A 22,137-nucleotide genomic window follows, 5' to 3' on the forward strand; every position below is an offset into this window, starting at 1 on the left:
CGCCTCAGGTCAGGGGGACGAACACGTGGATCGTCTTGCCGCCGCCCGGGTACGGCTCGATGGTGACGGCGGTGGAGAGGCGGATGATCAGGGGCCAGCCGTATCCGTTCGTCCGGTGCGTGCGCGGGATCTCGCCGGTGCCGTAGGCCTGGGCGGGAACGACGTCGCTGTTGTCGCGCGCCGAGAGCCGGACGCCCTCGGGTGTCAGCGTCGCGTCGAATCCGGCGAGCCCGTCGCCGTGCCGGATCGCGTTGGTGACCAGTTCCGAGACGACGAGCAGCAGGTCGACGACCGCGTCCGGGTTCGGCCCGCCGGTCCGGCCGTGCTCGCGCAGCAGGGCCCGTACATGGTCGCGTGCCGTGGCGGCGCTCGTGATCGCGACACCCTCTCCCGGGCCCGGGCCCGCCGCCGACGGGCGGTCGCCCGGGGTCATGGTCCGGTCGCCGGGTCCGGGAGTTCCAGCGCCGCCTCGACACTGTCCGCGAGGACGAAGAAGCCCTCGGTCCCTGTCACGTCGAACAGCCTCCGTACGATGTCGCTGAATGGCCCGCAGATCACCATGAGCGTGCCACGGGCGCGGTGCGCGCGCTGCGCTTCGAGGAGGACGTGCAGGATCGAGGAGTCCGCGAAGTCGGTGCCGGACAGATCGACCACCGTGCGTTCCGGGCCCGCCCGGCCGGCCAGACTCAGTGCCTCTTCGAGCCGGAACGCGCTCTCGTGGTCGATGTCGCCGCCGACGTGTACGACGAAGGCGTCCTGGGCCGCCCCGTGCGTCACGGTGGCGTGCAACCCGTCGTGCATGTGAACACTCTTTCTCGTCCGCTCACGCGGGCTGCCTCGGCGGGAGGCCACGGTAGTAGGTCCCGACGCTGGACAGGTACGCGGGGTCCGAGGTCTCGCGGTCGGTCCTGAACACGGGTGCCGACTTGATCTCCTCGCGGGTACACGCGACGGAGATCTTCTGGGACTCCGTGTCGATGCCGGCGACGACGCCCACCGGCACCAGGACGCTCTTGCCGAACACCCAGACCCCGGTGTCGACGACCAGGTGGCGCATGCCCGAGTCGTCGGCCTGCCGGTCGACATGCCCTATGGTCCCGTCGGTCGCCTCGACGCTGTAGCCGGCCAGTTCGTGCGCTTCGGGGTGGTCGAACTCCGGTGCGTAGGACCAGATTCCGTCGATCGTCATGTCTTCCTCCGTGGGCTCGCCGGTCGTACAGGGCCCCCAATACCCCACTATCCGGCGTGCATTCGACGGAATGCGGCGCGTTGATCGCGAGCCCGGCGCCTTTCACCCGACAGCGTGACCCCGGCGCCGACGCGTCAGCCCGCCCCGGGGCTCCGCTCCCCGTCGCTCTCCTCGCGCAGCGCGGTGAGGTGTTCGAGCGTTCCCGTGATCTCCAGGAGGCGGTCCATGCCGCGCGGGCGCTGGTCGAGGTACAGGCTCAGACCCGCGGCGTCGGTACGGCGACGGATCATCAGCAGGGTGGACAGGCCCATGGAGTCGATGCTGCCGAGAGCGGCGAAGTCGACGCGCAGTTCCCGGAAACGTCTGCCGGGATCCTGGGGCGCGAGGAGGTACTGGTCGACGGTTCTCATGAGCTCGTCGCACGTCTCGTGGTCGAGGTCTCCGGCGACGCGGATCACGAGTGCGGCGGGCTGGACCTCGACGGTCAGCGTGAAGGCGGGGGGATGTGAAGTGGTCATTCGGGCTTTCCGGGGCCGGGGATCGTGGATGGCGGCGTTCGGTTTCCGAGCGCCTCCCGCGCGTGGGCCAGTGTGCGGCAGGCGCGTGGGAAGTCCTTCAGTTGCAGGGCCAGCAGGTCCAGGGCGGGGTCCAGGCTCCGCGCGGGGACTCGGCGGGCGGTGAGGATGTCGGCGGTCCAGAGGATGAACCGCGTGAACAGCTCCTCGTCGGCCACGTACAGCGAGGTGGCCAGGTACTCGACGATGTGCGCGAGGTCCTCGGCGGTGTGCCGCCGCTGGCGTTCGGTGTAACCGCGCAGCGGCTCGAACCGGTCCTCCAGGTCCGCCAGGGTCTGCTTGACGAGCTGGTGGGTCGTCCCGGCGACGATCGTGTATTCCTGGTCGGCCAGGTGCGGGAGGTCGTCGACGGTCTGGTGGAGGGACGGGGAGACGGGGCGGTCGAGGCCCCGTTCGAGGACCTCGGCCGCGCCCCGGGCGTCGGGCGCCCATCCGTCGGCGCCCAGCGCGCGGGCGTAGCGGCCCTCGGGCCCGAAGGCGGCGCCGCCCGCGATGACGGGCACGCCCGCCGCCTGACAGGCCGTGATGGCCGTGTGCGCGGTGGGCAGATGGGTGGGGATCGAGGAGGAGAGCGCCACCGCCCTCGGTCCCGTCTGGTGCAGATGCGCGATGAGGTGCGGGGTGGGCACGTGCGCGCCGAGGAAGTCCACCCGCCATCCGCGCAGCCGCAGCACCTCCGCGAGGAGCCTGGCCGGCAGGGCGTGCCACTCGCCGTCGACGCAGGCCACCGTGACGCGCGGGCCGCTCGGGGTCTCGTCGCGCGGGCCGGGTCGGTGGGCGAGGACCGCGATGACCCGCTCGTGGATGGCGGTGGCGGTGTGTTCCTGGGCGACGGTGAGCCGGTTGGCCGCCCACTCCATGCCGACTCTCGCCTGGACCGGGGCGATCAGGTCGAGCAGGACGGCCTCGGCGTCGGCCGACGACTCCAGCGCGTCGAGGACGACGGCCGCGGCTCCGCGCTCGTCGCCCTGGTGGACCGCGGACCACAGATGGTCACGGGCGGGGCCGAACGACACCACGTCGGGGTGCGGCGAGAGTGGTGGGGGTGGTGGGGTCATCCTGTGTACCTGCCCCGCGTGTGGCCGTTCACCGCGCTCAGATGCGCGTGGTGGGGTGCGGTGACCGCGACGGTCGCCATGTCGTCGTGGCCGCCGCGTCCGACCCACTGGGCGGCGAGCATCTGGATGTGCTCCACCACGGCTTCGGCGGGCATGCCGGCGCACTGCGCGAGCGCCGTCTCCAGCCGCCGTACGCCGAAGAATTCGTCGCCGAGCGGCCCTCCCCTGGCCTCGGTGATGCCGTCCGTGAAGAAGAGGCAGGTCTCTCCGGGCGCCAGTTCGACGTCGGCCGTGGTGGAGCTGACGTCCCAGAACGCGCCGATGAGGGTCCCGCGGGTTCTGGCCTGCTCGACCGCGCCGTCGGCCCGCACGATCAGCGGAGCGGGGTGTCCCGCGCTGGTGACCCGCAGCCGGACGACGCCCGCGCGGCGTACCACGGAGGCCATGGCGAGGGTGGCGAAGCGGGTGTGGTGGGAGTTCATCAGCGCGCCGTTGAGCAGTCCGAGCAGCCGCTGGTGGTCGTCGGCGAGCGGCAGGAGCGCCTGCACCGTGTTGCGGATCTTGCCGGTCAGGACGGCGGCCTCCAGCCCCTTGCCGCAGACGTCCCCGAGGACCACGAGGGACTCCTGGCCCTCGTCCGAGGCGGGGTGGACGTCGTAGAAGTCGCCGCCGACGCGTTCGGCCTGGCCTGCGGGGCGGTAGCGTCCGGCGAACTCGACCCCGTGCACCGCGTGCAGTTGGGGCGGCAGCAGTTCCCGCATCAACGTCGCGGTGATGGCGGCCTGTTCGGCGTACATGCGGGCCGCGGACATGGCGGCTCCGGCGCGCGAGGCGAACAGCCGGGCGAAGATCTCCTCGCTCTCGGTGAAGGCCGCGTGGCGGCTCGACCGGAGCAGGATGAGGGCGCCCGCGGGCACGCCGTGTCCGGGCAGCGGTGTCACGACGGCCGAGCCGACGGGTTCGGTGAACCCCTCCGGCACGACCCATCCGGGAACGGTGGCCGGGTCGATCCAGCGGGACGGTACGGGCGGGAATCCGCGCAGGGCCTCGCCGAGCCCCGGCAGTTGTCGTACGTCGTTCTGGACCGTCCGGTGCACCACGGCGCCGTCGGGTCCGCAGAACGTGAGCTGGATCTTGCGTCCGCGCGGCGGGGCGACGATCACGGCGGCGTCGGCGAGGTGCTCGGCGGCCAGTTCCGCCGTCACCTCCATGCACCGTTCGACGTTCAGCGAGGAGAGCAGGGCGCTGGAGGCGCCGGCGAGGAAGCCGGCACGCTCCCGTTCGGCCTTGAGGGCGTCCTCCGCCAGGCGCCGGTCGGTGTCGTCGACCAGCCACCAGACGACGTCGCCGTCGTCCGTGCGGGTGGGGTGCGCCTCGAAGGTGCGGTCGCCGACCGGGCCGTGCGCGATCGCGCCGGATCCGCGGTTGCGGGGGCCGGGCACGATGCCCGGCAGCCGCGTGTGGGCCTCCGCGATCCAATCGGGGACCACGTCCGGCAGCCATGACCCCGCGATCGCGTCGGGGAAGAGCGCGGCCGCGGCGTCGTTCGTGTCGACCACGCCACCGGACGGGTCGGCCACGACCACGGGGTAGGGGGCGGAACCCCACGAGGCGGCCGCGACGGCGCCACGTGGGCCGGGGGGAGGTTGCTGGGAAGTGTCCACGAGCAAGGGCCCGCTCAGCGAGCCCACCACCTTTCCGGACGACAGATTGTTTCCGTCCGACAACCATCTCCCGAGGGAGCGTGTCGCGGCAAGCCGCCCGGGTGAAGTCACCCGAATTGGGGCCGTTTCGGCCGGTTCCGTCCGCCCGTCCGTCAACGCCGGCGGCTGCGCGTCGTCCAGCCGCCGCCGACACCGGAGAGGTGCAGGGCGAGCAGCGCGAGCCCGATGAGCATGACGTTGGTGGAGGTGAACACGTGATTGGTCGAGACGTCACCGGCGTTGATCAGGAACGCGATGAACAGCAGGACGGCGGCGGCTATGCCGAGCATGAGGACTCCTCGTGAAGGTCCGGTCGTGGATCGATGGACACCGGATGCCCCGAGAAGCCCGCCCGACACCGCGCCGCACGACGAATTCGCCCGGCCACCGCCCGGAACGGGGTGCAACCGCGTGGCGCTTTTCCACGGAAGTGAGGGACGAAAGGGATGAAGGGGATGCCGTGCGGCGGTGTCCCCCGGCGAACGAAGGGACGGGCGATGAAGCTCCAGGACGAACTGCCCCTCGACCACCACCTGGCCACCGTCTACCGGTGGGGATCCGCGTTCTGCGGTGTGGTCCTGCTCGTCTTCGGCAGCCTCGGCTTCGCCGACGAACTCAGTCCGTTCGACACGAACGGGAACAGCGTCGCGGGCATGTCGACCAACGGCGCCCTGAGCCTGATCTCCGTCGTCGTCGGCGCGGTCCTGATCGCCGGCGCCGTCGTCGGAGGCAACGTCGCCTCCACGCTCAACATGGTGGTGGGAACCCTGTTCCTGCTCAGCGGATTCGTCCACATCTTCATCCTCGACCGGCCCGCGAACATCCTCGACTTCGGCATGACGAACGTCGTCTTCAGCTTCGTCATGGGCCTGGTGATCCTCACGTTCGGCATGTACGGGCGTGTGTCGAGCAAGCTGCCCCACGACAATCCGTACTGGCGGCACCGCCATCCGAGCGAGGCCACCCGGGAATCCCTGCCCCGCGGCGGCGCCCCGGCCCCGACCGCGCTCCCGGCCGGCACGGAGCGCGGCGGGCGGCACCTGACCGGGGCGGAATCGCCCGGCAAGCGCCGCCACGGGCCGTCGTCCTAGGAAGCGCTCCCGGCCGAGGCCCCCACGCCTTCACGGGCGACCGCGCCCTCCACCGGGCCGGTCGCCCGCCACACGCTCTCGTGGTCCTCGGCCAGTCCGAGCCCGGCCAGACCCTTGAGATGCCCCAGCACGGTGGAGCGCCGGAAGCCCACGGACTCGGTGAGCTCGGCGACCTCGACCCCGCCGGCGCCCGCCTCCGCCAACCGCTCCCAGGTGCGGACGGCATGACGGCTCAGACCGCTCTCGGTCACCGTCCTGGACACGGCCTCGGCCCGTTCCCCGTTCGTGTCCTGCCCGGGGATGGGAGGCTGGGGGCGCGGGGGCCTCGGGTCGGCCGCGGCCGCGCCCGCCGGCACCCGCACCTCACGGGGCGATCTCCTCGGTCCGACCGGACGGGGCGTCATGTTCACCTTGCGGTGCCTGCGGCCTTTGCTGTGTCGGCTCATCGATTCCTCATCTCCGCCTCGACGATGCTCACAGCAGGACAACGAGCGGGAGGCGAAGAGGTAGTTCAGCCGTTCGAAGGACAGGAACCACGTGGCGGTCAGTGGAGCGGACCGGACACACCCAGGGGTCTGCCGTTCAGGGACCGCACCTCGGTGTGCGGACGGGTGAGCGGCGGGGTGGTCGCGGACACCGCCTTCGGCGAGGGCGCGGGCGACGTCCCGCCCGCCAGCGATCCGGCCTGCCGCGCGTCCCGGCGCTTCTCTCCGGCCGCGAGCAGGACGTCCGCCGCGGCGACGGCTTCGCGGACACTGGTCGTCCCCGTCATCACACACAGCGTGTAGGTGACGTCCTCCAGTCCGCGGACCGTCTCCGGAGTCTCCTTCTCGGCGTACGCGATCTTCAGGGCCGCGTAACGGGTCAGCAGCCTCCGGACAACCTTCGGGTCGGGCACGAGCACGGCGAGGGCTCCTCTCTCGAGTTTCCGACCGTGTGCCCGGGTTCGCGGCGGTTCATTCGCAACAACCGCACCGGACAACCTATTTGGCTCAACGCCGCCTCAGGAACGCCATCCCGTCGCCGTCGCCCGTCGGGTACGGACCGGTCGGTTCCCGGGGCGAAAGGTGTGCATCCGCCGAACCAGGGCACTCGGAGGCACCATGACGACTTCCACGACTCTCCATTACACGGTCCCCGGCGTCAGCACACAGGACGGCGGTCGGATCATCGACGTGCTGAGCATGCGGCTGCACGCCCTCAACGACCTGTCGCTCACGCTGAAACACATCCACTGGAACGTCGTGGGTCCCCATTTCATCGCCGTGCACGAGATGCTCGACCCGCAGGTGGACCGCGTACGGGAGATGGCGGACGACGCCGCCGAACGGATCTCCGCCCTGGGCGGGGTTCCGCACGGCACTCCGGGCGCGCTCGTCGCCGAACGGACCTGGGACGACTACAGCGTGGGCCGCGCCGACGCCATCGCCCATCTCGGCGCCCTCGATCTCGTCTACACCGGGATCGTGGAGGAGCACCGCGCGGCGGTGGCCGAGGTCGGCAAGATCGACCCGGTGACCGAGGACCTTCTCATCGAGCAGCTCCGCGCGCTGGAGCAGTTCCAGTGGTTCGTCCGGGCACACCTGGAGAGTTCGGGCGGCTCCCTGTCGCAGGCCGGGGCCCGCACGGAGAGCGAGGCGGCGCGATCGGCCGGTCAGGGCGCCGCGCCGCGCTAGGGGCACACGAACGCGGTGGACGACGGCGAGGGGCCCGGACCGGGAGCACAGGTCCGGGCTCCTCGCCGTCCCTGCGACGGCTCGGAGGGGTCAGAGGCGGTCGATGTAGCTGCGCACGGTCGTTCCCGCGTCGTCGCTGTGCAGCCGGACGAGGTCCGAGAGGAAGTGCACGAGCAACAGGCCGCGCCCGCCGATCTGATCCGGACGCGCGGGGTGCCGGCCGGCCAGCGGATCGCTCAGCCTCCCCTTGTCCTGCGTCTCGCACACGATCTGCTCGCCTTCGGCCCAGATCTTCAGGGTTCCCGAACCGCCCCCGTGCACCACACTGTTGGTCGTCAGCTCGGCGACGACGAGGTTCAGGTCCTGGAGCCGGGCTGCCGACATCCCCCAGGCCCGGGCCTCCGCCAGGGCGAAGTCGCGCACGACGGGCAGGAGTTCGGCGTCGAACGAGGCCGTGGCCGCTCCCGGCGGATGGCGCAGCACCTGGTTGAAGCGGGCCAGCACACCGTCCGGGTCGTAGGCCGCGCTGAGGCACTGCCGCCCGGCACCGATCACGAGGGGGTGGGTGGCGTGGGCGTCGGCGATGACACCCGGGGCGAGAACACGGGCGTCGTAAGGGCAGAGGATGGTCACGTCCCGTCCGGCGAACGCCCGGTTGATCAGGGCTTCGTGCTGGACGCAGGCCGGGTACTCCACCGCCGTGCGGCCGGCCCAGACCGGCTCGCCGATGATCCGTACATGGACGTCTCGGTGGAGGTCGGCGAACGCCCGCAGGACGGAGGGGATGATCCGGCCGGGGTTCCGGCCGGCCCGCGCCATGTCGATCCAGCGGACGCCGGCACCGAGCGGTCCCATGGCGTCACGGACGAGTTCGAGCCGCTGGGCGGGCACGGCCACCGCCACCGGCTCTCCCGCGGCTACGCCGTCGGAGACGAACCGTGTCATCTCCTGCACGTACTCGAGTTCGTCGCGGTAGATGAGCGCGGGATGGACGAAGGGGTCGTCGTGCGGTGCCGTCGTCGTCATGGCGCGACCACCGCCGCTCCCGGGATGCGGCGCCCGGCCTGCGGTCCCGCGTCCGGGCACGCCAGGGGCGAGCGCGTCTGCGCCCGGCCCACTCGTCGCTCGCTACCCACTGACTCACCCCGAGACCCACTTTACTTCGCCGCATCCGAACGGTGTCCCGGGGACGAAGGAACCCCTGACCCGGGGTCGAGGGAAGGCGGCGCGCACGCGTTCCGCGAAATTTCGAAACTGGGTGGCATGAGCGGTGTGAGGCGGGGCAGACGGGCCCCTGTCATCAATTCCTTAGGACGATGCGGGGTGGACGGCATGGCAGCCGTGACGGCAGTGAGGACGACGGACACGGCGCACCAGGCAGCCACGGTCACGGAAGGCGTTCTTCCGCAGATCGACGAACCCCTGAAGATCAGCCCGAAGGACGCGCGTGAGCTGTCCCGTCAGTTCTTCGACCGGCTGGCCGTACTGGAGGAGGGGACGCCGGAACACCAGTACGCGCGCAACACCCTCATCGAGATGAACCTCTCTCTCGTCCGGTACGCCGCGGCGCGCTTCCGCAGCCGCAGCCAGGGCGAGATGGACGACATCGTCCAGGTCGGCACGATCGGCCTCATCAAGGCCATCGACCGTTTCGAGCTGACCCGCGAGGTCGAGTTCACCTCCTTCGCGGTGCCGTACATCGTCGGTGAGATCAAGCGCTTCTTCCGCGACACGAGCTGGGCCGTGCACGTGCCCCGGCGGCTTCAGGAGGCCCGCGTCGAGCTCGCCAAGGCGACGGAGGAGCTGCGCACCCGCCTCGGCCGGACGCCCACGACCCGTGAGCTGTCCGAGCTGATGTCCTTGTCGGAGGAAGAGGTCATCGAGGCCCGCAAGGCGTCGAACGGCTACAACTCCTCGTCCCTCGACGCCGCGCTCACCGCCGACGGCGGCGCGGACGGCGAGGCGGTCCTCTCCGACTTCATCGGCGAGCTGGACCCGTCGCTGGAACTGGTCGAGGACTTCAACTCCCTGGCCCCGCTGATCGCCGAGCTCGACGAGCGTCAGCGCCGGATCATCCACCTGCGTTTCGTCGAGGAGCGCACCCAGGCGCAGATCGGCGAGGAGCTCGGCATCTCCCAGATGCACGTCTCCCGGCTGATCACCCGCATCATCAAGCGGCTGCGCGCCGGGCTGCTCGACCCCGCGGTCGCCTGACCTCTGCGCACGTCACAGCCCGTACGCCTCTCCTGACGGCCCGCCCCGGACTCCGGTCCGCGGCGGGCCGACGGCGTGTCCCGCGCCCGAGGTCCCGTCCAGAGGGACACAGCGGGACCGAGAGGGTCCTGTGTATCCCGTTCACGGGAGGTTATTCCTGCGACCGGCGACATTTTCGGTCGCCCGGGGAATTCCTTCCGACGCTTTGTTCCGCCCCCGCTCCCTGGGTTAGCCTGCGGCGTATTTTCTTGATGGGATGACCCGTGATCTGCGGGAATCCCACGGGCCGGCAGGGGCCGTCCGTGGGCCCGGCGCGGTTCCGAGTTCCGTGACACGGGACTCCAGGGGAGCGGAACGAGGGTGGCCATGACCAGGGCAGCGAGCGGGACGTCCGTACGGACACCGGGTGAGCAGGAGCTGCGGCAACTGCTGGCCGGCCTCACCGCGGTGCGCGACGGCGACTTCGGCACCCGGCTCCCCGACGAGGCCGGTGGTCTGCTGGGGGACATCGCCACCGTCTTCAACGGCATGGTCGACCAGCTCTCGGTGTTCACCTCGGAGGTGACCCGGGTGGCCCGTGAGGTCGGTACGGAGGGGACGCTCGGGGGCCAGGCGGAGGTGCCGGGGGTCTCGGGCACCTGGGCCGACCTCACCGACTCCGTCAACGCCATGGCGGGAAATCTCACCACGCAGGTCCGTGACATCGCGCAGGTGGCCACCGCGGTCGCCAAGGGCGACCTCTCGCAGAAGATCGACGTGCCCGCCCGCGGCGAGATCCTGCAGCTCAAGGAGACCGTCAACACGATGGTCGACCAGCTCTCCGCGTTCGCCGACGAGGTCACCCGCGTCGCCCGCGAGGTCGGCACCGACGGACGCCTCGGCGGCCAGGCCCAGGTTCCCGGGGTCGGCGGTGTGTGGCGTGATCTCACCGACTCGGTGAACTTCATGGCGGGCAACCTCACCGCCCAGGTCCGCAACGTGGCCCAGGTCACGACGGCGGTGGCGCAGGGAGATCTCTCACAGAAGATCACCGTGGACGCCCGCGGCGAGATCCTGGAACTGAAGAACACCATCAACACGATGGTCGACCAGCTCTCCGCGTTCGCCGACGAGGTCACCCGCGTCGCCCGCGAGGTCGGCACCGACGGACGCCTCGGCGGCCAGGCCGACGTGAAGGGCGTCAAGGGCACCTGGCGGGATCTCACCGACTCGGTGAACTTCATGGCGGGCAACCTCACCGCCCAGGTCCGCTCGATCGCCCAGGTCGCCACGGCGGTGGCCAAGGGCGACCTGTCGCAGAAGATCACCGTGGACGCCCGGGGCGAGATCCTGGAGCTCAAGGAGACCATCAACACGATGGTCGAGCAGCTCTCGGCGTTCGCCGACGAGGTGACGCGTGTGGCCCGCGAGGTCGGCACCGCGGGCAACCTGGGCGGACAGGCCACCGTGCGGGGTGTCTCGGGCACCTGGAAGGACCTCACCGACAACGTCAACGTCATGGCGTCGAACCTGACCGGTCAGGTCCGCTCCATCGCGCAGGTGGCGACCGCCGTGGCCCGCGGCGACCTCTCGCAGAAGATCACCGTGGAGGCCAAGGGCGAGGTCGCGGCCCTGGCCGACGTCATCAACACGATGGTCGACACCCTGTCCGCCTTCGCCGACGAGGTCACCCGCGTCGCCCGCGAGGTCGGCACCGAGGGACGGCTCGGTGGCCAGGCGCACGTGCCCAACGTGGCGGGCACCTGGAAGGACCTCACCGACAACGTCAACTCGATGGCCAACAACCTCACCGGCCAGGTGCGCAACATCGCCCTGGTGACGACGGCGGTGGCCAAGGGCGACCTGTCCAAGAAGATCGACGTCGACGCCCGGGGCGAGATCCTCGAACTCAAGACGACCATCAACACCATGGTCGACCAGCTCTCCGCCTTCGCCGCCGAGGTCACCCGCGTGGCCCGCGAGGTCGGCAGCGAGGGCAGGCTCGGCGGCCAGGCCGAGGTGGAGGGCGTCTCCGGCACCTGGAAGCGGCTCACCGAGAACGTGAACGAGCTGGCCGGCAACCTCACCCGTCAGGTCCGCGCGATCGCCGAGGTCACCAGCGCCGTGGCCGAGGGCGACCTGACCCGGTCCATCACGGTGGAGGCCTCCGGCGAGGTCGCCGACCTGAAGGACAACATCAACTCCATGGTGGAGTCGCTGCGGGAGACCACGCGCGCCAACCAGGAGCAGGACTGGCTCAAGACGAACCTGGCCCGCATCTCCGGCCTGATGCAGGGCTACCGCGACCTGGACGTGGTGGCCGACCTCATCATGGACGAGCTCACCCCGCTCGTCGCCGCGCAGTACGGCGCCTTCTACCTCGCCGAGGAGACCGTGAAGGGCACGGAGCTCCGGCTCGTCGGGTCGTACGGCTATCCCGACGAGGAGGGGCGCCCCACCCGCATCCCGCTCGGCCGCTCCCTCGTCGGGCAGGCCGCACGCAGCAGGCGGGCGATCACCGTGGACGAGGTGCCGCCGGGGTACGTCACCATCTCCTCGGGCCTGGGCCACACGGCACCGACGGCGCTGGTGGTCCTGCCGATCGTCGTCGAGGAGCAGGTGCTGGGCGTCATCGAGCTGGCCTCGGTCACCCGCTTCAAGCAGGGCCACATGACGTTCCTGGAACAGCTCATGGAGACCATCGGCGTCAACGTCAGCACCATCGTGGCCAACGCCCGCACCGATGAACTGCTCGGCGAGTCGCAGCGCCTGACCGCCGAACTCCAGGCCCGCTCCGAGGAGCTCCAGGTCCAGCAGGACGAACTCCAGCGCTCCAACGCCGAGCTGGAGGACAAGGCCTCCCTGCTCGCGACCCAGAACCGCGACATCGAGGCGAAGAACCTCCAGATCGAACAGGCCCGGCAGGAACTCGAGGCCCGGGCCCAGCAGTTGTCGCTGGCGTCCAAGTACAAGTCCGAGTTCCTCGCCAACATGAGCCACGAGCTGCGGACCCCGCTCAACAGCCTGCTCATCCTGGCCCAGTTGCTGGCGCAGAACCCCTCCCGCAACCTCACGCCCAAGCAGGTCGAGTACGCGGGCATCATCCACTCCGCCGGCTCCGACCTGCTCCAGCTCATCAACGACATCCTGGACCTGTCGAAGGTCGAGGCCGGCAAGATGGACGTGACCCCCGAACGGGTCCCGCTGCGCCAGCTCCTCGAGTACGTCGAGGCCACCTTCCGCCCCATGACCTCGCAGAAGAGCCTGGAGTTCACGGTGAGCACCGCTCCCGGGGCCCCGGTGGACCTGCTCACCGACGACTCCCGGCTGCGGCAGGTGCTGCGCAACCTGCTGTCGAACGCGGTCAAGTTCACCGAGCGGGGCCGGGTCGAGCTGCGCATCGAACCGGCGTCCGACCAGGAGATCCCCGCGGGGGTGCACCGGGGCGGGACGATCGCGGCCTTCCGGGTCAAGGACACCGGTATCGGCATCCCCGAGCAGCAGCTCGAGACGATCTTCGGCGCCTTCCAGCAGGCCGACGGCACCACGAGCCGCAAGTACGGCGGCACCGGTCTCGGTCTGTCGATCACCCGGGAGATCGCGCACCTGCTCGGCGGGGCGGTCACCGTGGACAGCACCCCCGGACAGGGCAGTACGTTCACGCTGTTCCTCCCGGTGGCACGGCCCGAGTTCGAGGAGCTGATGGCCGGCGGCCGGGCCCCCGAGCCGGCTCCGGACCGGGGCGCCTCGGCGCACTTCGAGCCGCGGCACGCGCCCGCAGGCTCGACGGGCCTGCCCCGCCAGCGCAGGAGGCGGCTCCTGGTGGTCGAGGACCGGCCGCGGGGGCTGCTGACGCTGGTGGCCGAGAGTGCCGTCGGCGATGTCGCGCGCAGCCGTGACGAGGGCGACGCGCGGGAGAGCGTCGACGTCATCACGGTCGTCGGCGCGCAGGAGGCGGCCAGTGCCCTGGCCGCGGAGCCGTGGCACTGCGTCGTCCTCGAACTCGGCATGCCGGAGGGCGAGACCGCCCGGTTCCTCGAGGCGGTGGAGGGTGACTCGGCCCTGGCGACCGTCCCCGTCCTCGTCCACAACGGCAGCCGGGTCGACCTCGCGCAGGAGCAGGCGCTGCAGTCCCGCTCGGGCGCCCGGTCGCTGGAATTCCTGTCCAGCCTGGACGAGTTGCGCGAGCGGATCGCGCTGCACCTGTCCGCGGAGCAGCCCGGCGACGTGGTGCCGCTGGTCCGCGCCGAGGAGGCCAGGAGCCGTCCCGCGCGGCCGATCGACAGCGCCTTCGAGGGCCGTACGGTGCTCGTCGTCGACGACGACGCCCGCAACCTCTTCGCCCTCAGCGGGATCCTGGAGCTGCACGGTTTCCAGGTGCTGCACGCGGAGAACGGCAGGAAGGGCATCGAGACGCTGCTGAGCCGGCCCGAGATCGCGCTGATCCTGATGGACGTGATGATGCCCGAGATGGACGGGTACACCGCGACCGCCGAGATCCGCAAGATTCCCCGGTACGCCGATCTGCCGATCATCGCGGTGACGGCGAAGGCCATGCCCGGCGACCGGGAGAAGAGCCTGCTGTCGGGTGCCAGCGACCATGTCACCAAGCCGGTCGACACCGAGGACCTCATCGCGTGCGTCCGACGCTGGCTCGGGGCGTGACGTGACACCCCGTACCCCGTACCCACCCCGTGCCCTCCGCCGCGGCTTCGCGACGGGACACCCGCCGCTGCCGCCCCTCCCCCGGCCCGCACCGGGCACCCGCCGAGGAGCGGCCGCACGATGAACCGTCCTGAGACAACCGGCCCGGACGTCCCCGATCCCGCGGACGACGCCGCGGACGCCGGGCCGGCCGGCGACCGGTCGGGCGTGGCCCGGACCTCGCCGGTGGGCCGGCTGGCCGCCACCGTCGATCGGCTGCGCCGCGAGGTACGGGCCGCGCAGGCGCAGGCCGACGGGCGCGCGCTGATCGAGCTGGCCAAGGGCATCCTGGTCGAGCGGCTGGGCTGCGGCCCGGCCCAGGCCGCCCGCCAGCTCGCCGAGTTGGCCGAACAGGCCAAGGTGCCCCGGCTCCAGCTCGCGGTCGAGATCATCAACCAGGCGGCGCACGACCGGCTTTCGGAGGTGACCAGCACCTTCCTCTCCGCCACCGCGGAGCGTCCCCCGCGGGACGACGCCCCCGCGGTACGGCTGCGCGCGGCCGAGAGCGGCGCGCTGGCGGCGGGCGACACCCAGTCGGTGGCCGACTCCCTGCTCCAGCACGCGCTGACCCCGCTCGGGGCGGTCGCCGTGGCCATCTGGGCGGCGGACGCCGACGGTTCGCTGTCGCTGGCGGGCAGCGCGGGCTTCTCGGCGGGCGAGGCCAGGCGCTGGCGCCACGTACCCCCGGGCGTGGCCACGATGGCACGCCGGGCACTGTCCGACCGTACGGCGCAGTGGGCGCGCTCGCTGGCGGGCACCGGGACGCCGTCCATCGGGCACGCGGAGTATCCGGACGGCGGCCGGGTCGCGGTACCGGCCGGCTCGGCAGGCCGGATCCACGGCGTCCTGGAGATCGCGTGGCCGTCCGCCCTGGAACCTCAGCCACCGCAGGTCGTCCGTCAGGTCGAGGCCCTGGCCGAACTGTGCTCGCACACGCTGGAGACCCACACGCTGCCGGGCGACTGCGCCGACGTGCGGGGGACGGCCGACGTCGGCGAACTGATCGACCTGGTCGACGGATTGCACGATCCCGCCCTGGTCCTGGTGCCCCAGCTCGACGACCAGGGAAGACTCGCCGACTTCCGCATCCGCCATGTGAACGGGCGCTTCCTCGATCCGGCCGGCCGGCCGCGTGGCACCGTTCAGGGGGCGCTGCTCCTCGAGGCCTATCCGCTGGCCGCCGGGGACAGCGGCCTCTTCCAGTGCGTCGAGCGCGTCTACGCGACCGGGGAGCCGTTCCGGGCGCGGCGCATGGATCTGACGGCGCTGGTCGACCAGGTGCGGCTGTCGGCCGTGGCCGACATCAACATCAGCCGGCACGGCGGAACCGTGCTGCTCATCTGGCGCATAGAGGACGAGACGGCACGGCTGGCGAGTCTGCTCCAGCACGCCCAGCGGCTCGGCAGGATCGGCGGGTTCGAGGAGAATCTGCTGACGGGCGAGACCATCTGGAACGAGACGCTCTTCGATCTCTACGGCCGCTCCGCTTCCGGCGCCCCCGTCCCGCTGGAGGAGCTGGCCGCGCACGCCCACCCGGACGACGCCGTCACCATCGGCCGCTTCCTGCGGACCGTCCTGCACCACCGGCGGCCCGCGTCGGCCGCGTTCCGGCTGCAGCGTCCCGACGGCGTGACCCGGCACATCCGCGTGGTGGCCGAGCCGGTGCTCGACGCCGACGACCGGCTGTTCGCGGTCCGCGGGGCCTACCAGGACATCTCGGCGCAGCACTGGACGGAGGTGGCCCTGGCCGTCACCCGCGACCAGCTCGCGCACACCGAGCAGCAGGCGCACGAGCGCAACCGGCTGACCCTCCAGCTCCAGCATGCGATCATGCCGCCGGCCCAGGCGCCGTTGCGGGCTCCGGGCCTCGGCGTGGCGGTGCGCTACCGGCCGGCGGAGACCGAACAGCTCGTGGGCGGCGACTGGTACGACGCGGTCGTGCTGTCCTCCGGGCTGGTCCTGCTGTGTGTCGGTGACGTGGCCGGTCACGGGATAGAGGCGGCGACCAGCATGGTGGTGCTGCGCAACGCGCTGCGCGGACTGGCCGTGACGGGTGCGGGGCCGGGGCAGTTGCTGTCCTGGCTCAACCTCGTGGCGCACCATCTGACGGGCGGGGTCACCGCCACCGCGGTCGTCGGGATCTACGATCCGCGCCGCCGCGTCCTGCGCTGGGCCAGGGCCGGACATCTGCCGCCGGTTCTGGTCCGGGACGCGGACGCCACCCCGCTGCCCCTGCTCAAGGGCATTCTGCTCGGTGCCGTCCCCGAGGCGACGTTCGAGGAGAACGAGGTGCAACTGGAGGTCCACGACACGCTGTTGATGTACACGGACGGTCTGGTCGAACGGCGTGACCGCTCGGTGGAGGTGTCGCTGCGCCAGCTCCTCACCGCGGCCCGTACGACGTCCGGGACGCTGGACCACCAGCTCGACCGGCTCCTGACGTACAGCCGGTCCGACACCGACGACGACACCTGCATCGTCGGCATCCGGGTGGAGTAGGACCGCACGGACGTGGAGCGGGGCCGTACGAATGCGGCCCCGCCGGCAGCCGGGGGGAGTGACTGCCTGCGGGGCCGTGCAGCTCGGGGTTCGCCAGGGGGGTAGCTTCCCGAACTGTCTCAGGATGCTGGTGCCCCGCCCCCGGCGATGCATGCACACGAGTTTCCGACGGGTTTTCCGCTCGTATGGCGCAGTGATCGGCTCAGGAGGATTCCCGCAGGGTACGCAGCAGTGGCTCCAGGGAATCCGTGACGCACCGCTCGGGAACACCGGCCTCCCGCAGTGCCCGCGCTCTGCTGGGGTGGCGGGCGTAGCCGAGGAACGGGACACCGGCCCGGCGCGCCGCCGCGTGGTCCTCGGGGGCGGCGCCGATCATCAGCGAGACGTCCGGCTCGGCGTCCATGGCGCTCAGGGCCAGTTCCAGGGCGGCCGGACGGGGCGCGGGCGTTCCCGGGTGCGGTACGCGGCCGAATATGTACGGGGCGAAGCGAGGCGTGAGACCGCGCGTGTCCAGGTAGGTGGTGACGGCCCGGGCCGATGTGCCGGTCGCCACGGCGAGCCTCGCCCCGACCGCCGCCCAGGTGTGGATGAGCGGATCCGCGTACGCCGTCGGCATGGCGGTGCGTACCGCCTCCAGCTCGGTCCCGGTCAGCCACGCGTCGAGCCGGGCGAAGGCCTCTCCCGGGTGCCGTCCGGCCACCGCCGTCAGAACGCGATAGGGGTCCGCGGCGTCGCGCTCCTCCTCGGCGAGTGCCGCGCGCAGGTCCGGTTCCGTCAGCCGGTCGAGCCGGGCCCGCGCGAGGGCCGTCGCCGAGGGCCCGGAGAAGAGCTGGCAGATCGGGCCGTCGAAGCCGAGGACGACGTACCGCGTCCGCGCGACCAGTTCCCGAACGTTCTCGATCCGACTCGTCACCACCAGGGTCTGTCCAGTCCCGGCCGTCACCAATCGAGCGAGTGTCGGCCACGCGCGGGGCACCGTCCGGCCCGGGCTCCACCGGCGGTCGCGGGCGGGCGTGAGCGGGCGTGAGCGGGGTGGGCCATACGTCAATGAGCCATGTCCGCGAGATTCGGGACCACCCGGGTCAGCCGCAGGACGCCCCACAGGACCAGGCCCGCGCCGATCAGCTCGGGCAGCAGCCACCAGCCCGTACGGATCGTCTCGCCGAACAGCGTGACACCGAGTACGAGGCTGAGGGTCGCGTCTCCGATGGTCAGCGCGGGCTGCGAGGCGGCCAGCGGACCCGCCTGGAGGGCGTTCTCCAGGAGCAGGACGGCGGCGATCCCGGTCAGGGCGAATCCGTAGGTCTGCCAGATGCCGAGGAAGGCGACGAAGCCGTCGTCGCGGAGCGTTCCCACGGCCGATTTGAGCAGGGCGGCGGTCAGCGCGTTGCTGATGGCCGAGGCCGCCCCGAGCACGGCCGCGCGGAAGAGCGGCGGGCGGCCCGGCCTGGCGACGACGACCGCGACCGCCACGCTGCCCAGGCACGCGATCAGTACGGGGATCCAGCGCTCCATGGAGGCGTCGGACCGCGCTCCGGAGGGAGCGGCCGCGAGGAGGACGAGGCCGAGGCCCGCCACCACGCCGGCGACGGCCTGCCATCCCGCGCGCGACAGACGGCGGTGCAGGAGCGGGACGGCGATCATCAGGGCGAAGGGCAGTTCCAGGATGAACAGCGGCTGCACCAGGGACAGTGGCCCGTTCGCCAGCGCGAGGGCCTGGAAGAGCGCCGCGCCGATCACCCCGGCGATGCCGATCAGCCAGGGCGGCTGCCGGGCCAGCCGGATGATCAGGCGCAGCCCGCCGCCTTCGGTGAGGCGGGCGGCGGCCTTGCGCTGGAACGCCGTGCCCATCGCGTTGCTGGCGGCCCCGAGGAGCGCGAACAGCACGGCCAGTCCTGTCACCTCTCCACCTTGCCCCGGAAGCGGAGCCGGGGCCTCTCCCGAAAGCCGGTGGGATGAATCGCGGACGGCGGGGCATCCGCCCTGTGGAGCCCCGTCATCTCATCCCCGTGATGGCGGGGCTTCGTGCCGCCTCGCACCACCCGCTCCCCTCGCCGGTCCCCCGTCCTGGCCGTCGCAGACGGCTCGGCACCGCACACTCCGGCCCGTCGGCTTCCACGCACCGCCCGTGCCGGCGAGCCGATCAAAATGCGCGACGGCGGGGAAGGGAGGAGCGTGGTGACGAAGGGAGGAGTGCCATGGCCAGGAAGGCCGCGCCCGGTCGGCGGGACGACTACCCGGGATGGCTGCGCGGCTCGCCCCCTCCGCGCTGGGTGAGGCTGCTCCCGCCGGTCCTGCTGGCGGCCGTCCTCGTGGCGGAACTCGTGAGCAGCGAGCCCCCGGACATCGGCTTCCTGCTGGGCGCCATCCCCTCCCTCGCCGTGCTCTCCTACGGCCCCCTCTCGACGGCGGGCTTCGGCGTGGTCGTCGTGGTCCTGATGAACATCCCGGCCCTGCACCTCAACCATCCGGGCAACGCGGACCTGCTCACGATCACCTTCATCGCCGTGCTGAGCGTGTTCGTCTCGCTCGTCTGCAGCCGCAGGGACGCGCATCTGGTCACCGTGCGGTCGGTCGCGGAGGCCGCTCAGCTCGCCGTGCTGCCGCCGCTGCCCGAACGGGTCGGCCCGGTCCGCTGCGCCGGGCTGTACCGGCCCGCCCAGCGGGAGACGCTGGTCGGCGGTGACTTCTTCGAGGTACGGGACGGGCCGTTCGGGGTCCGGGCCGTGATGGGCGACGTGCAGGGACACGGGCTGTCGGCCGTGGGGACGGTCGCCTCGCTGCTGGGGGCGTTCCGCGAGACGGTGCTGGACCAGCGCGATCTGGAGGAGGCCGCGGCCCGGCTCGACCGCAGGCTGGTGGTGGACTCGGCGTCGGTCGATCACGCCGAGCTGTTCGCCACCGCGCTGCTCCTGGAGTTCCCGCCGGGCACCGACACCGTACGGATGGTGTCCTGCGGGCATCCCGCGCCGATGCTGTTGCGCGGGGCCAAGGCCCTCGAACTGGACACCGATCCGGGGCCCCCGCTGGGGCTGGGATTCTTCGAGCTGTCCCCGCCGAGGGCGCGCACGGTCGAGCTGGACCCGGGCGACCGGCTCTTCATGGCCTCGGACGGAGTGAGCGAGAGCCGGGACGCGGGCGGCGCCTTCTACCCGCTGCCCGACCGGCTGACCTCGTTCGCCGAGGAGCCGTCGGACGCGCTCGTCGGCCACCTGTGGGAGGACCTGGTCCGGTTCTGCCCCTCGATCCGCGACGACGTCTCCGTCCTGGTCCTGTCGCCCCGGCCGCGCGGCGACCGGCACGCCGACGGGGACGGGGACGGGGACGCCGGCGCGACCGCCGACAGCCACAGCGAGAGCACCGGCGGCTGACCGTCCAGCGGCCGCCGTCCTCGCGGGTCGTCCCCACGAGGGTCGGGTCGCCGCCGCTGACGTCAGGTCGTCACCGCCTGTGTCGGGCCGCCGCCGCGTGCGTCAGCTCGACGCCGCGAGGTCGAGTGCCGCGATGTAGCCGAACGTCATCGCGGGCCCGATCGTCGACCCCGCTCCCGCGTAGCTGTGGCCCATGACGGCCGCGCTGGCGTTGCCCGCCGCGTACAGCCCCGGGATCACCGTGCCGTCGGGGCGCAGCACGCGGGCGCGGGCGTCGGTGCGCAGTCCGCCCTTGGTGCCGAGGTCACCCGGGACGATCTTGAAGGCGTGGAACGGAGGCAGCCACAGCGGGGCGAGGCAGGAGTTCGGGAGCACCGCGGGGTCGGTGTAGTAGTGGTCGTAGGCGCTGTCGCCGCGGTGGAAGTCGGTGTCCTTGCCGCTCAGGGCCAGGCTGTTGAAGCGGCTGACGGTGGTGCGCAGGGCGGCCGCGGGGACACCGATGCTTCCGGCGAGCGCGTCCAGGGTCCACTCCTTGTGCGCGGCTCCGGACGTGTACCAGGAGTCGGGGAACGCGAGGGTCGGCGCGACGTCCTTGAAAAGGTAGCGGTTGCGGTAGTTCTGGTCGACGACCAGCCACGCCGGGATGTCCGGAGCGCTCGGGTCACGGTCGTACATGGTGTGCACGACGTCGCTGTAGGGTCCGGCCTCGTTGACGAACCGCGCGCCTGCGGCGTTGACCAGCAGGCCGCCGGGCAGGGTGCGTTCGGCGAGGCAGAAGTAGGGCTCGCCGGGCAGCGGGACGGCCGGGCCCCACCAGGCGTCGTCCATCAGGTCGAGTGCCGCCCCGGCCCGCCGCCCCGCCTGGATGCCGTCGCCGGTGTTCTCCTTGGCGCCCACGGTCCAGGCGGTCCCGATGGGCTGCCGCTGGAACTCGGCGCGCATGGCCGCGTTGTGCTCGAATCCGCCGGAGCCGACGACGACCCCGCGCCTGGCCCTGACCAGTCCGGCCGCGCCGTCGCGGGTGACCACGGCGCCGGTGACCGCGCCGTTCTCCATGAGCAGGTCGGACATCGGGCTGTTCAGCCACACCGGGACCTGGGCGGCGAGCAGGCCGGCACGCAGTCCGGCCGCGAGCGACTGGCCCATCGTCAGCGGTTTCTGGCCGAGCAGCGCCGCCTTGGTGCCGCGTGCCAGGCATGCGGTGGCGACGGCCGCGCCCTTCGCGCTGACGGCGGCGAGGGTGAGCCACTTGTAGTCGGCGCTGAAGACGACCATGCCGGCCGGGACGGCCAGGTACGCGGGGTTCAGGCGGGCGAGTTCGGCTCCGATGATGTTCCCGTCGAGCTGGTCGGGCTCCATGGAGCGTCCGCCCGGCAGGCCGCCGGGAAGTTCGGGGTAGTAGTCGCTGTAGCCCTCCATCCAGCGGAAGCGCAGCGGGCTGTTGGCCATGACGAAGGAGATCATGGCCGGTCCGTTGCCGAGGAAGGCCCGCTGCCGGTCGGCCGGGACGTCCGGGCCGACGACGGCCGCGAGGTAGGCGGCGGCCTTGGCCGGGGTGTCGGGGACGCCCGCGGCGAGGATGACGGGGTTGTTGGGAATCCAGATGCCGGCGCCCGAGCGGGCCGCCGAGCCTCCGAAGGTGGCCGCCTTCTCCAGGACGACGCAGCTCAGCCCCCGTTTCGCGGCGGTGAGCGCCGCGGTCATCCCGGCGGCTCCCGAGCCGACCACGACGACGTCGTACGTGCCGAGCAGGGGCAGGTCGGCCGCCGTGGCGGGACCGGCGGCGGCGACGGCACCGGCGGCTCCGGCAGCGAGCGCGAGGGAGGCACCCGTGGCCGCGCCGAGCACCCGGCGCCGTGACGGACCGGAGGACGGGAGGGCGGGGGCAGGGCCGGCGGGCCCGGGGATCGGGGACATGGCGGGGCTCTCCAGCGGGGCGGGGGAAGGTGAGGCGTTCCGTTGCTCCGGGAGCCCTACCGGCCCCCGCCGTACCGGTTCTGATGCGGCGTCAGGAATGTCGCGCGAGGGTCTTGTGAAGTCAAGAGCAAGCGGAGCAGACCTCGCCGATCACCCCAAGA

General features: G+C 71.9%; 19 protein-coding genes. 6 read left to right on the plus strand and 13 right to left on the minus strand.

All coding sequences use genetic code 11. The features are described 5' to 3' along the window. Positions 1–4: 4 nt before the first annotated feature. The 7 genes from ACFRIC_RS03415 to ACFRIC_RS03445 all read right to left on the minus strand — a co-directional run bounded on the left by ACFRIC_RS03415 (position 5) and on the right by ACFRIC_RS03445 (position 4,815). Positions 5–433 carry an ATP-binding protein gene (locus tag ACFRIC_RS03415; protein WP_382778791.1) on the minus strand — a complete coding sequence of 143 codons (429 nt, stop codon included), beginning with the start codon at positions 431–433 and terminating at the stop codon, positions 5–7. After that, positions 430–801 (minus strand): STAS domain-containing protein, encoded by a 372-nt coding sequence (locus ACFRIC_RS03420; protein ID WP_382778792.1) that lies wholly within the window; start codon positions 799–801, stop codon positions 430–432. Before ACFRIC_RS03420 ends, ACFRIC_RS03415 begins: the two co-directional genes overlap by 4 nt. A gap of 22 nt (positions 802–823) precedes the next feature. Then, entirely contained in the window at positions 824–1,189 is a 366-nt protein-coding gene (locus ACFRIC_RS03425; protein ID WP_382778793.1) for a PRC-barrel domain containing protein, read from the minus strand. 134 nt (positions 1,190–1,323) lie between these two features. Then, the gene (locus tag ACFRIC_RS03430; RefSeq protein ID WP_382778794.1) at positions 1,324–1,707 is read right to left on the minus strand and encodes an STAS domain-containing protein; all 384 of its coding nucleotides are present in this window, start codon (positions 1,705–1,707) and stop codon (positions 1,324–1,326) included. Next, complete coding sequence (locus ACFRIC_RS03435; protein WP_382778795.1) at positions 1,704–2,822, minus strand: B12-binding domain-containing protein; 1,119 nt, start codon at positions 2,820–2,822, stop codon at positions 1,704–1,706. The genes ACFRIC_RS03430 and ACFRIC_RS03435 overlap by 4 nt, the downstream gene beginning before the upstream one ends. Next, entirely contained in the window at positions 2,819–4,486 is a 1,668-nt protein-coding gene (locus ACFRIC_RS03440) for a PP2C family protein-serine/threonine phosphatase (protein ID WP_382778796.1), read from the minus strand. The genes ACFRIC_RS03435 and ACFRIC_RS03440 overlap by 4 nt, the downstream gene beginning before the upstream one ends. A 152-nt stretch (positions 4,487–4,638) precedes the next feature. Further along, positions 4,639–4,815: a hypothetical protein gene (locus tag ACFRIC_RS03445; RefSeq protein ID WP_192582574.1), complete on the minus strand. Its 177-nt coding sequence runs from the start codon at positions 4,813–4,815 to the stop codon at positions 4,639–4,641. A 207-nt stretch (positions 4,816–5,022) separates the two neighbouring features. Between ACFRIC_RS03445 and ACFRIC_RS03450 the strand changes: the two genes are divergently transcribed. Continuing rightward, positions 5,023–5,616, plus strand: a complete 594-nt coding sequence (locus tag ACFRIC_RS03450; RefSeq protein WP_382778797.1) for a DUF4383 domain-containing protein — start codon at positions 5,023–5,025, stop codon at positions 5,614–5,616. Here the strand turns inward: ACFRIC_RS03450 and ACFRIC_RS03455 are convergent. Further along, positions 5,613–6,062 carry a hypothetical protein gene (locus tag ACFRIC_RS03455; protein WP_382778798.1) on the minus strand — a complete coding sequence of 150 codons (450 nt, stop codon included), beginning with the start codon at positions 6,060–6,062 and terminating at the stop codon, positions 5,613–5,615. The genes ACFRIC_RS03450 and ACFRIC_RS03455 overlap by 4 nt on opposite strands. A gap of 98 nt (positions 6,063–6,160) precedes the next feature. Then, positions 6,161–6,520: a DUF5133 domain-containing protein gene (locus ACFRIC_RS03460; protein WP_382778799.1), complete on the minus strand. Its 360-nt coding sequence runs from the start codon at positions 6,518–6,520 to the stop codon at positions 6,161–6,163. Positions 6,521–6,719: 199 nt separating this feature from the next. Between ACFRIC_RS03460 and ACFRIC_RS03465 the strand changes: the two genes are divergently transcribed. Then, positions 6,720–7,292, plus strand: coding sequence for a Dps family protein (locus ACFRIC_RS03465; protein ID WP_382778800.1), 573 nt, complete (start codon positions 6,720–6,722; stop codon positions 7,290–7,292). 90 nt (positions 7,293–7,382) lie between these two features. Here ACFRIC_RS03465 and ACFRIC_RS03470 read toward each other — a convergent pair whose 3' ends face one another. Further along, positions 7,383–8,318 (minus strand): anti-sigma factor RsbA family regulatory protein, encoded by a 936-nt coding sequence (locus ACFRIC_RS03470; RefSeq protein ID WP_382778801.1) that lies wholly within the window; start codon positions 8,316–8,318, stop codon positions 7,383–7,385. Between the two features lie 306 nt (positions 8,319–8,624). On the opposite strand from ACFRIC_RS03470, the gene ACFRIC_RS03475 reads away from it, so the two are divergent. From ACFRIC_RS03475 to ACFRIC_RS03485, 3 genes are all read left to right on the plus strand, one after another. Then, positions 8,625–9,506: an RNA polymerase sigma factor SigF gene (locus ACFRIC_RS03475; protein ID WP_382778802.1), complete on the plus strand. Its 882-nt coding sequence runs from the start codon at positions 8,625–8,627 to the stop codon at positions 9,504–9,506. Between the two features lie 366 nt (positions 9,507–9,872). Further along, positions 9,873–14,150, plus strand: coding sequence for a HAMP domain-containing protein (locus tag ACFRIC_RS03480; RefSeq protein ID WP_382778803.1), 4,278 nt, complete (start codon positions 9,873–9,875; stop codon positions 14,148–14,150). A 120-nt stretch (positions 14,151–14,270) separates the two neighbouring features. Next, entirely contained in the window at positions 14,271–16,688 is a 2,418-nt protein-coding gene (locus ACFRIC_RS03485; protein ID WP_382778804.1) for a SpoIIE family protein phosphatase, read from the plus strand. A 202-nt stretch (positions 16,689–16,890) separates the two neighbouring features. On the opposite strand, the gene ACFRIC_RS03490 is transcribed toward ACFRIC_RS03485, so the two are convergent. Beyond that, positions 16,891–17,631, minus strand: a complete 741-nt coding sequence (locus tag ACFRIC_RS03490; RefSeq protein ID WP_382778805.1) for an HAD family hydrolase — start codon at positions 17,629–17,631, stop codon at positions 16,891–16,893. 101 nt (positions 17,632–17,732) lie between these two features. Continuing rightward, positions 17,733–18,539: a DMT family transporter gene (locus ACFRIC_RS03495; RefSeq protein ID WP_382778898.1), complete on the minus strand. Its 807-nt coding sequence runs from the start codon at positions 18,537–18,539 to the stop codon at positions 17,733–17,735. Positions 18,540–18,886: 347 nt separating this feature from the next. On the opposite strand from ACFRIC_RS03495, the gene ACFRIC_RS03500 reads away from it, so the two are divergent. Then, positions 18,887–20,059 carry a PP2C family protein-serine/threonine phosphatase gene (locus ACFRIC_RS03500; RefSeq protein ID WP_382778806.1) on the plus strand — a complete coding sequence of 391 codons (1,173 nt, stop codon included), beginning with the start codon at positions 18,887–18,889 and terminating at the stop codon, positions 20,057–20,059. 102 nt (positions 20,060–20,161) lie between these two features. Here the strand turns inward: ACFRIC_RS03500 and kstD are convergent, their stop codons facing one another. Beyond that, entirely contained in the window at positions 20,162–21,976 is a 1,815-nt protein-coding gene (gene kstD / locus ACFRIC_RS03505; RefSeq protein ID WP_382778807.1) for a 3-oxosteroid 1-dehydrogenase, read from the minus strand. Positions 21,977–22,137 lie beyond the last annotated feature (161 nt).

The organism is Streptomyces sp. NPDC056738, assembly GCF_042790435.1.
Lineage (GTDB): Bacteria > Actinomycetota > Actinomycetes > Streptomycetales > Streptomycetaceae > Streptomyces.

What these genes read in the sequence shown, in the direction of transcription:
- ACFRIC_RS03430 (WP_382778794.1), bottom strand. Translation starts at nt 1,707, where the DNA reads ATGACCACTTCACATCCCCCCGCCTTCACGCTGACCGTCGAGGTCCAG.
- ACFRIC_RS03500 (WP_382778806.1), top strand. Translation starts at nt 18,887, where the DNA reads ATGGCCAGGAAGGCCGCGCCCGGTCGGCGGGACGACTACCCGGGATGG.
- ACFRIC_RS03420 (WP_382778792.1), bottom strand. Translation starts at nt 801, where the DNA reads ATGCACGACGGGTTGCACGCCACCGTGACGCACGGGGCGGCCCAGGAC.
- ACFRIC_RS03485 (WP_382778804.1), top strand. Translation starts at nt 14,271, where the DNA reads ATGAACCGTCCTGAGACAACCGGCCCGGACGTCCCCGATCCCGCGGAC.
- kstD (WP_382778807.1), bottom strand. Translation starts at nt 21,976, where the DNA reads ATGTCCCCGATCCCCGGGCCCGCCGGCCCTGCCCCCGCCCTCCCGTCC.
- ACFRIC_RS03425 (WP_382778793.1), bottom strand. Translation starts at nt 1,189, where the DNA reads ATGACGATCGACGGAATCTGGTCCTACGCACCGGAGTTCGACCACCCC.
- ACFRIC_RS03435 (WP_382778795.1), bottom strand. Translation starts at nt 2,822, where the DNA reads ATGACCCCACCACCCCCACCACTCTCGCCGCACCCCGACGTGGTGTCG.
- ACFRIC_RS03470 (WP_382778801.1), bottom strand. Translation starts at nt 8,318, where the DNA reads ATGACGACGACGGCACCGCACGACGACCCCTTCGTCCATCCCGCGCTC.
- ACFRIC_RS03450 (WP_382778797.1), top strand. Translation starts at nt 5,023, where the DNA reads ATGAAGCTCCAGGACGAACTGCCCCTCGACCACCACCTGGCCACCGTC.
- ACFRIC_RS03445 (WP_192582574.1), bottom strand. Translation starts at nt 4,815, where the DNA reads ATGCTCGGCATAGCCGCCGCCGTCCTGCTGTTCATCGCGTTCCTGATC.
- ACFRIC_RS03480 (WP_382778803.1), top strand. Translation starts at nt 9,873, where the DNA reads ATGACCAGGGCAGCGAGCGGGACGTCCGTACGGACACCGGGTGAGCAG.
- ACFRIC_RS03455 (WP_382778798.1), bottom strand. Translation starts at nt 6,062, where the DNA reads ATGAGCCGACACAGCAAAGGCCGCAGGCACCGCAAGGTGAACATGACG.
- ACFRIC_RS03475 (WP_382778802.1), top strand. Translation starts at nt 8,625, where the DNA reads ATGGCAGCCGTGACGGCAGTGAGGACGACGGACACGGCGCACCAGGCA.
- ACFRIC_RS03465 (WP_382778800.1), top strand. Translation starts at nt 6,720, where the DNA reads ATGACGACTTCCACGACTCTCCATTACACGGTCCCCGGCGTCAGCACA.
- ACFRIC_RS03495 (WP_382778898.1), bottom strand. Translation starts at nt 18,539, where the DNA reads ATGGGCACGGCGTTCCAGCGCAAGGCCGCCGCCCGCCTCACCGAAGGC.
- ACFRIC_RS03415 (WP_382778791.1), bottom strand. Translation starts at nt 433, where the DNA reads ATGACCCCGGGCGACCGCCCGTCGGCGGCGGGCCCGGGCCCGGGAGAG.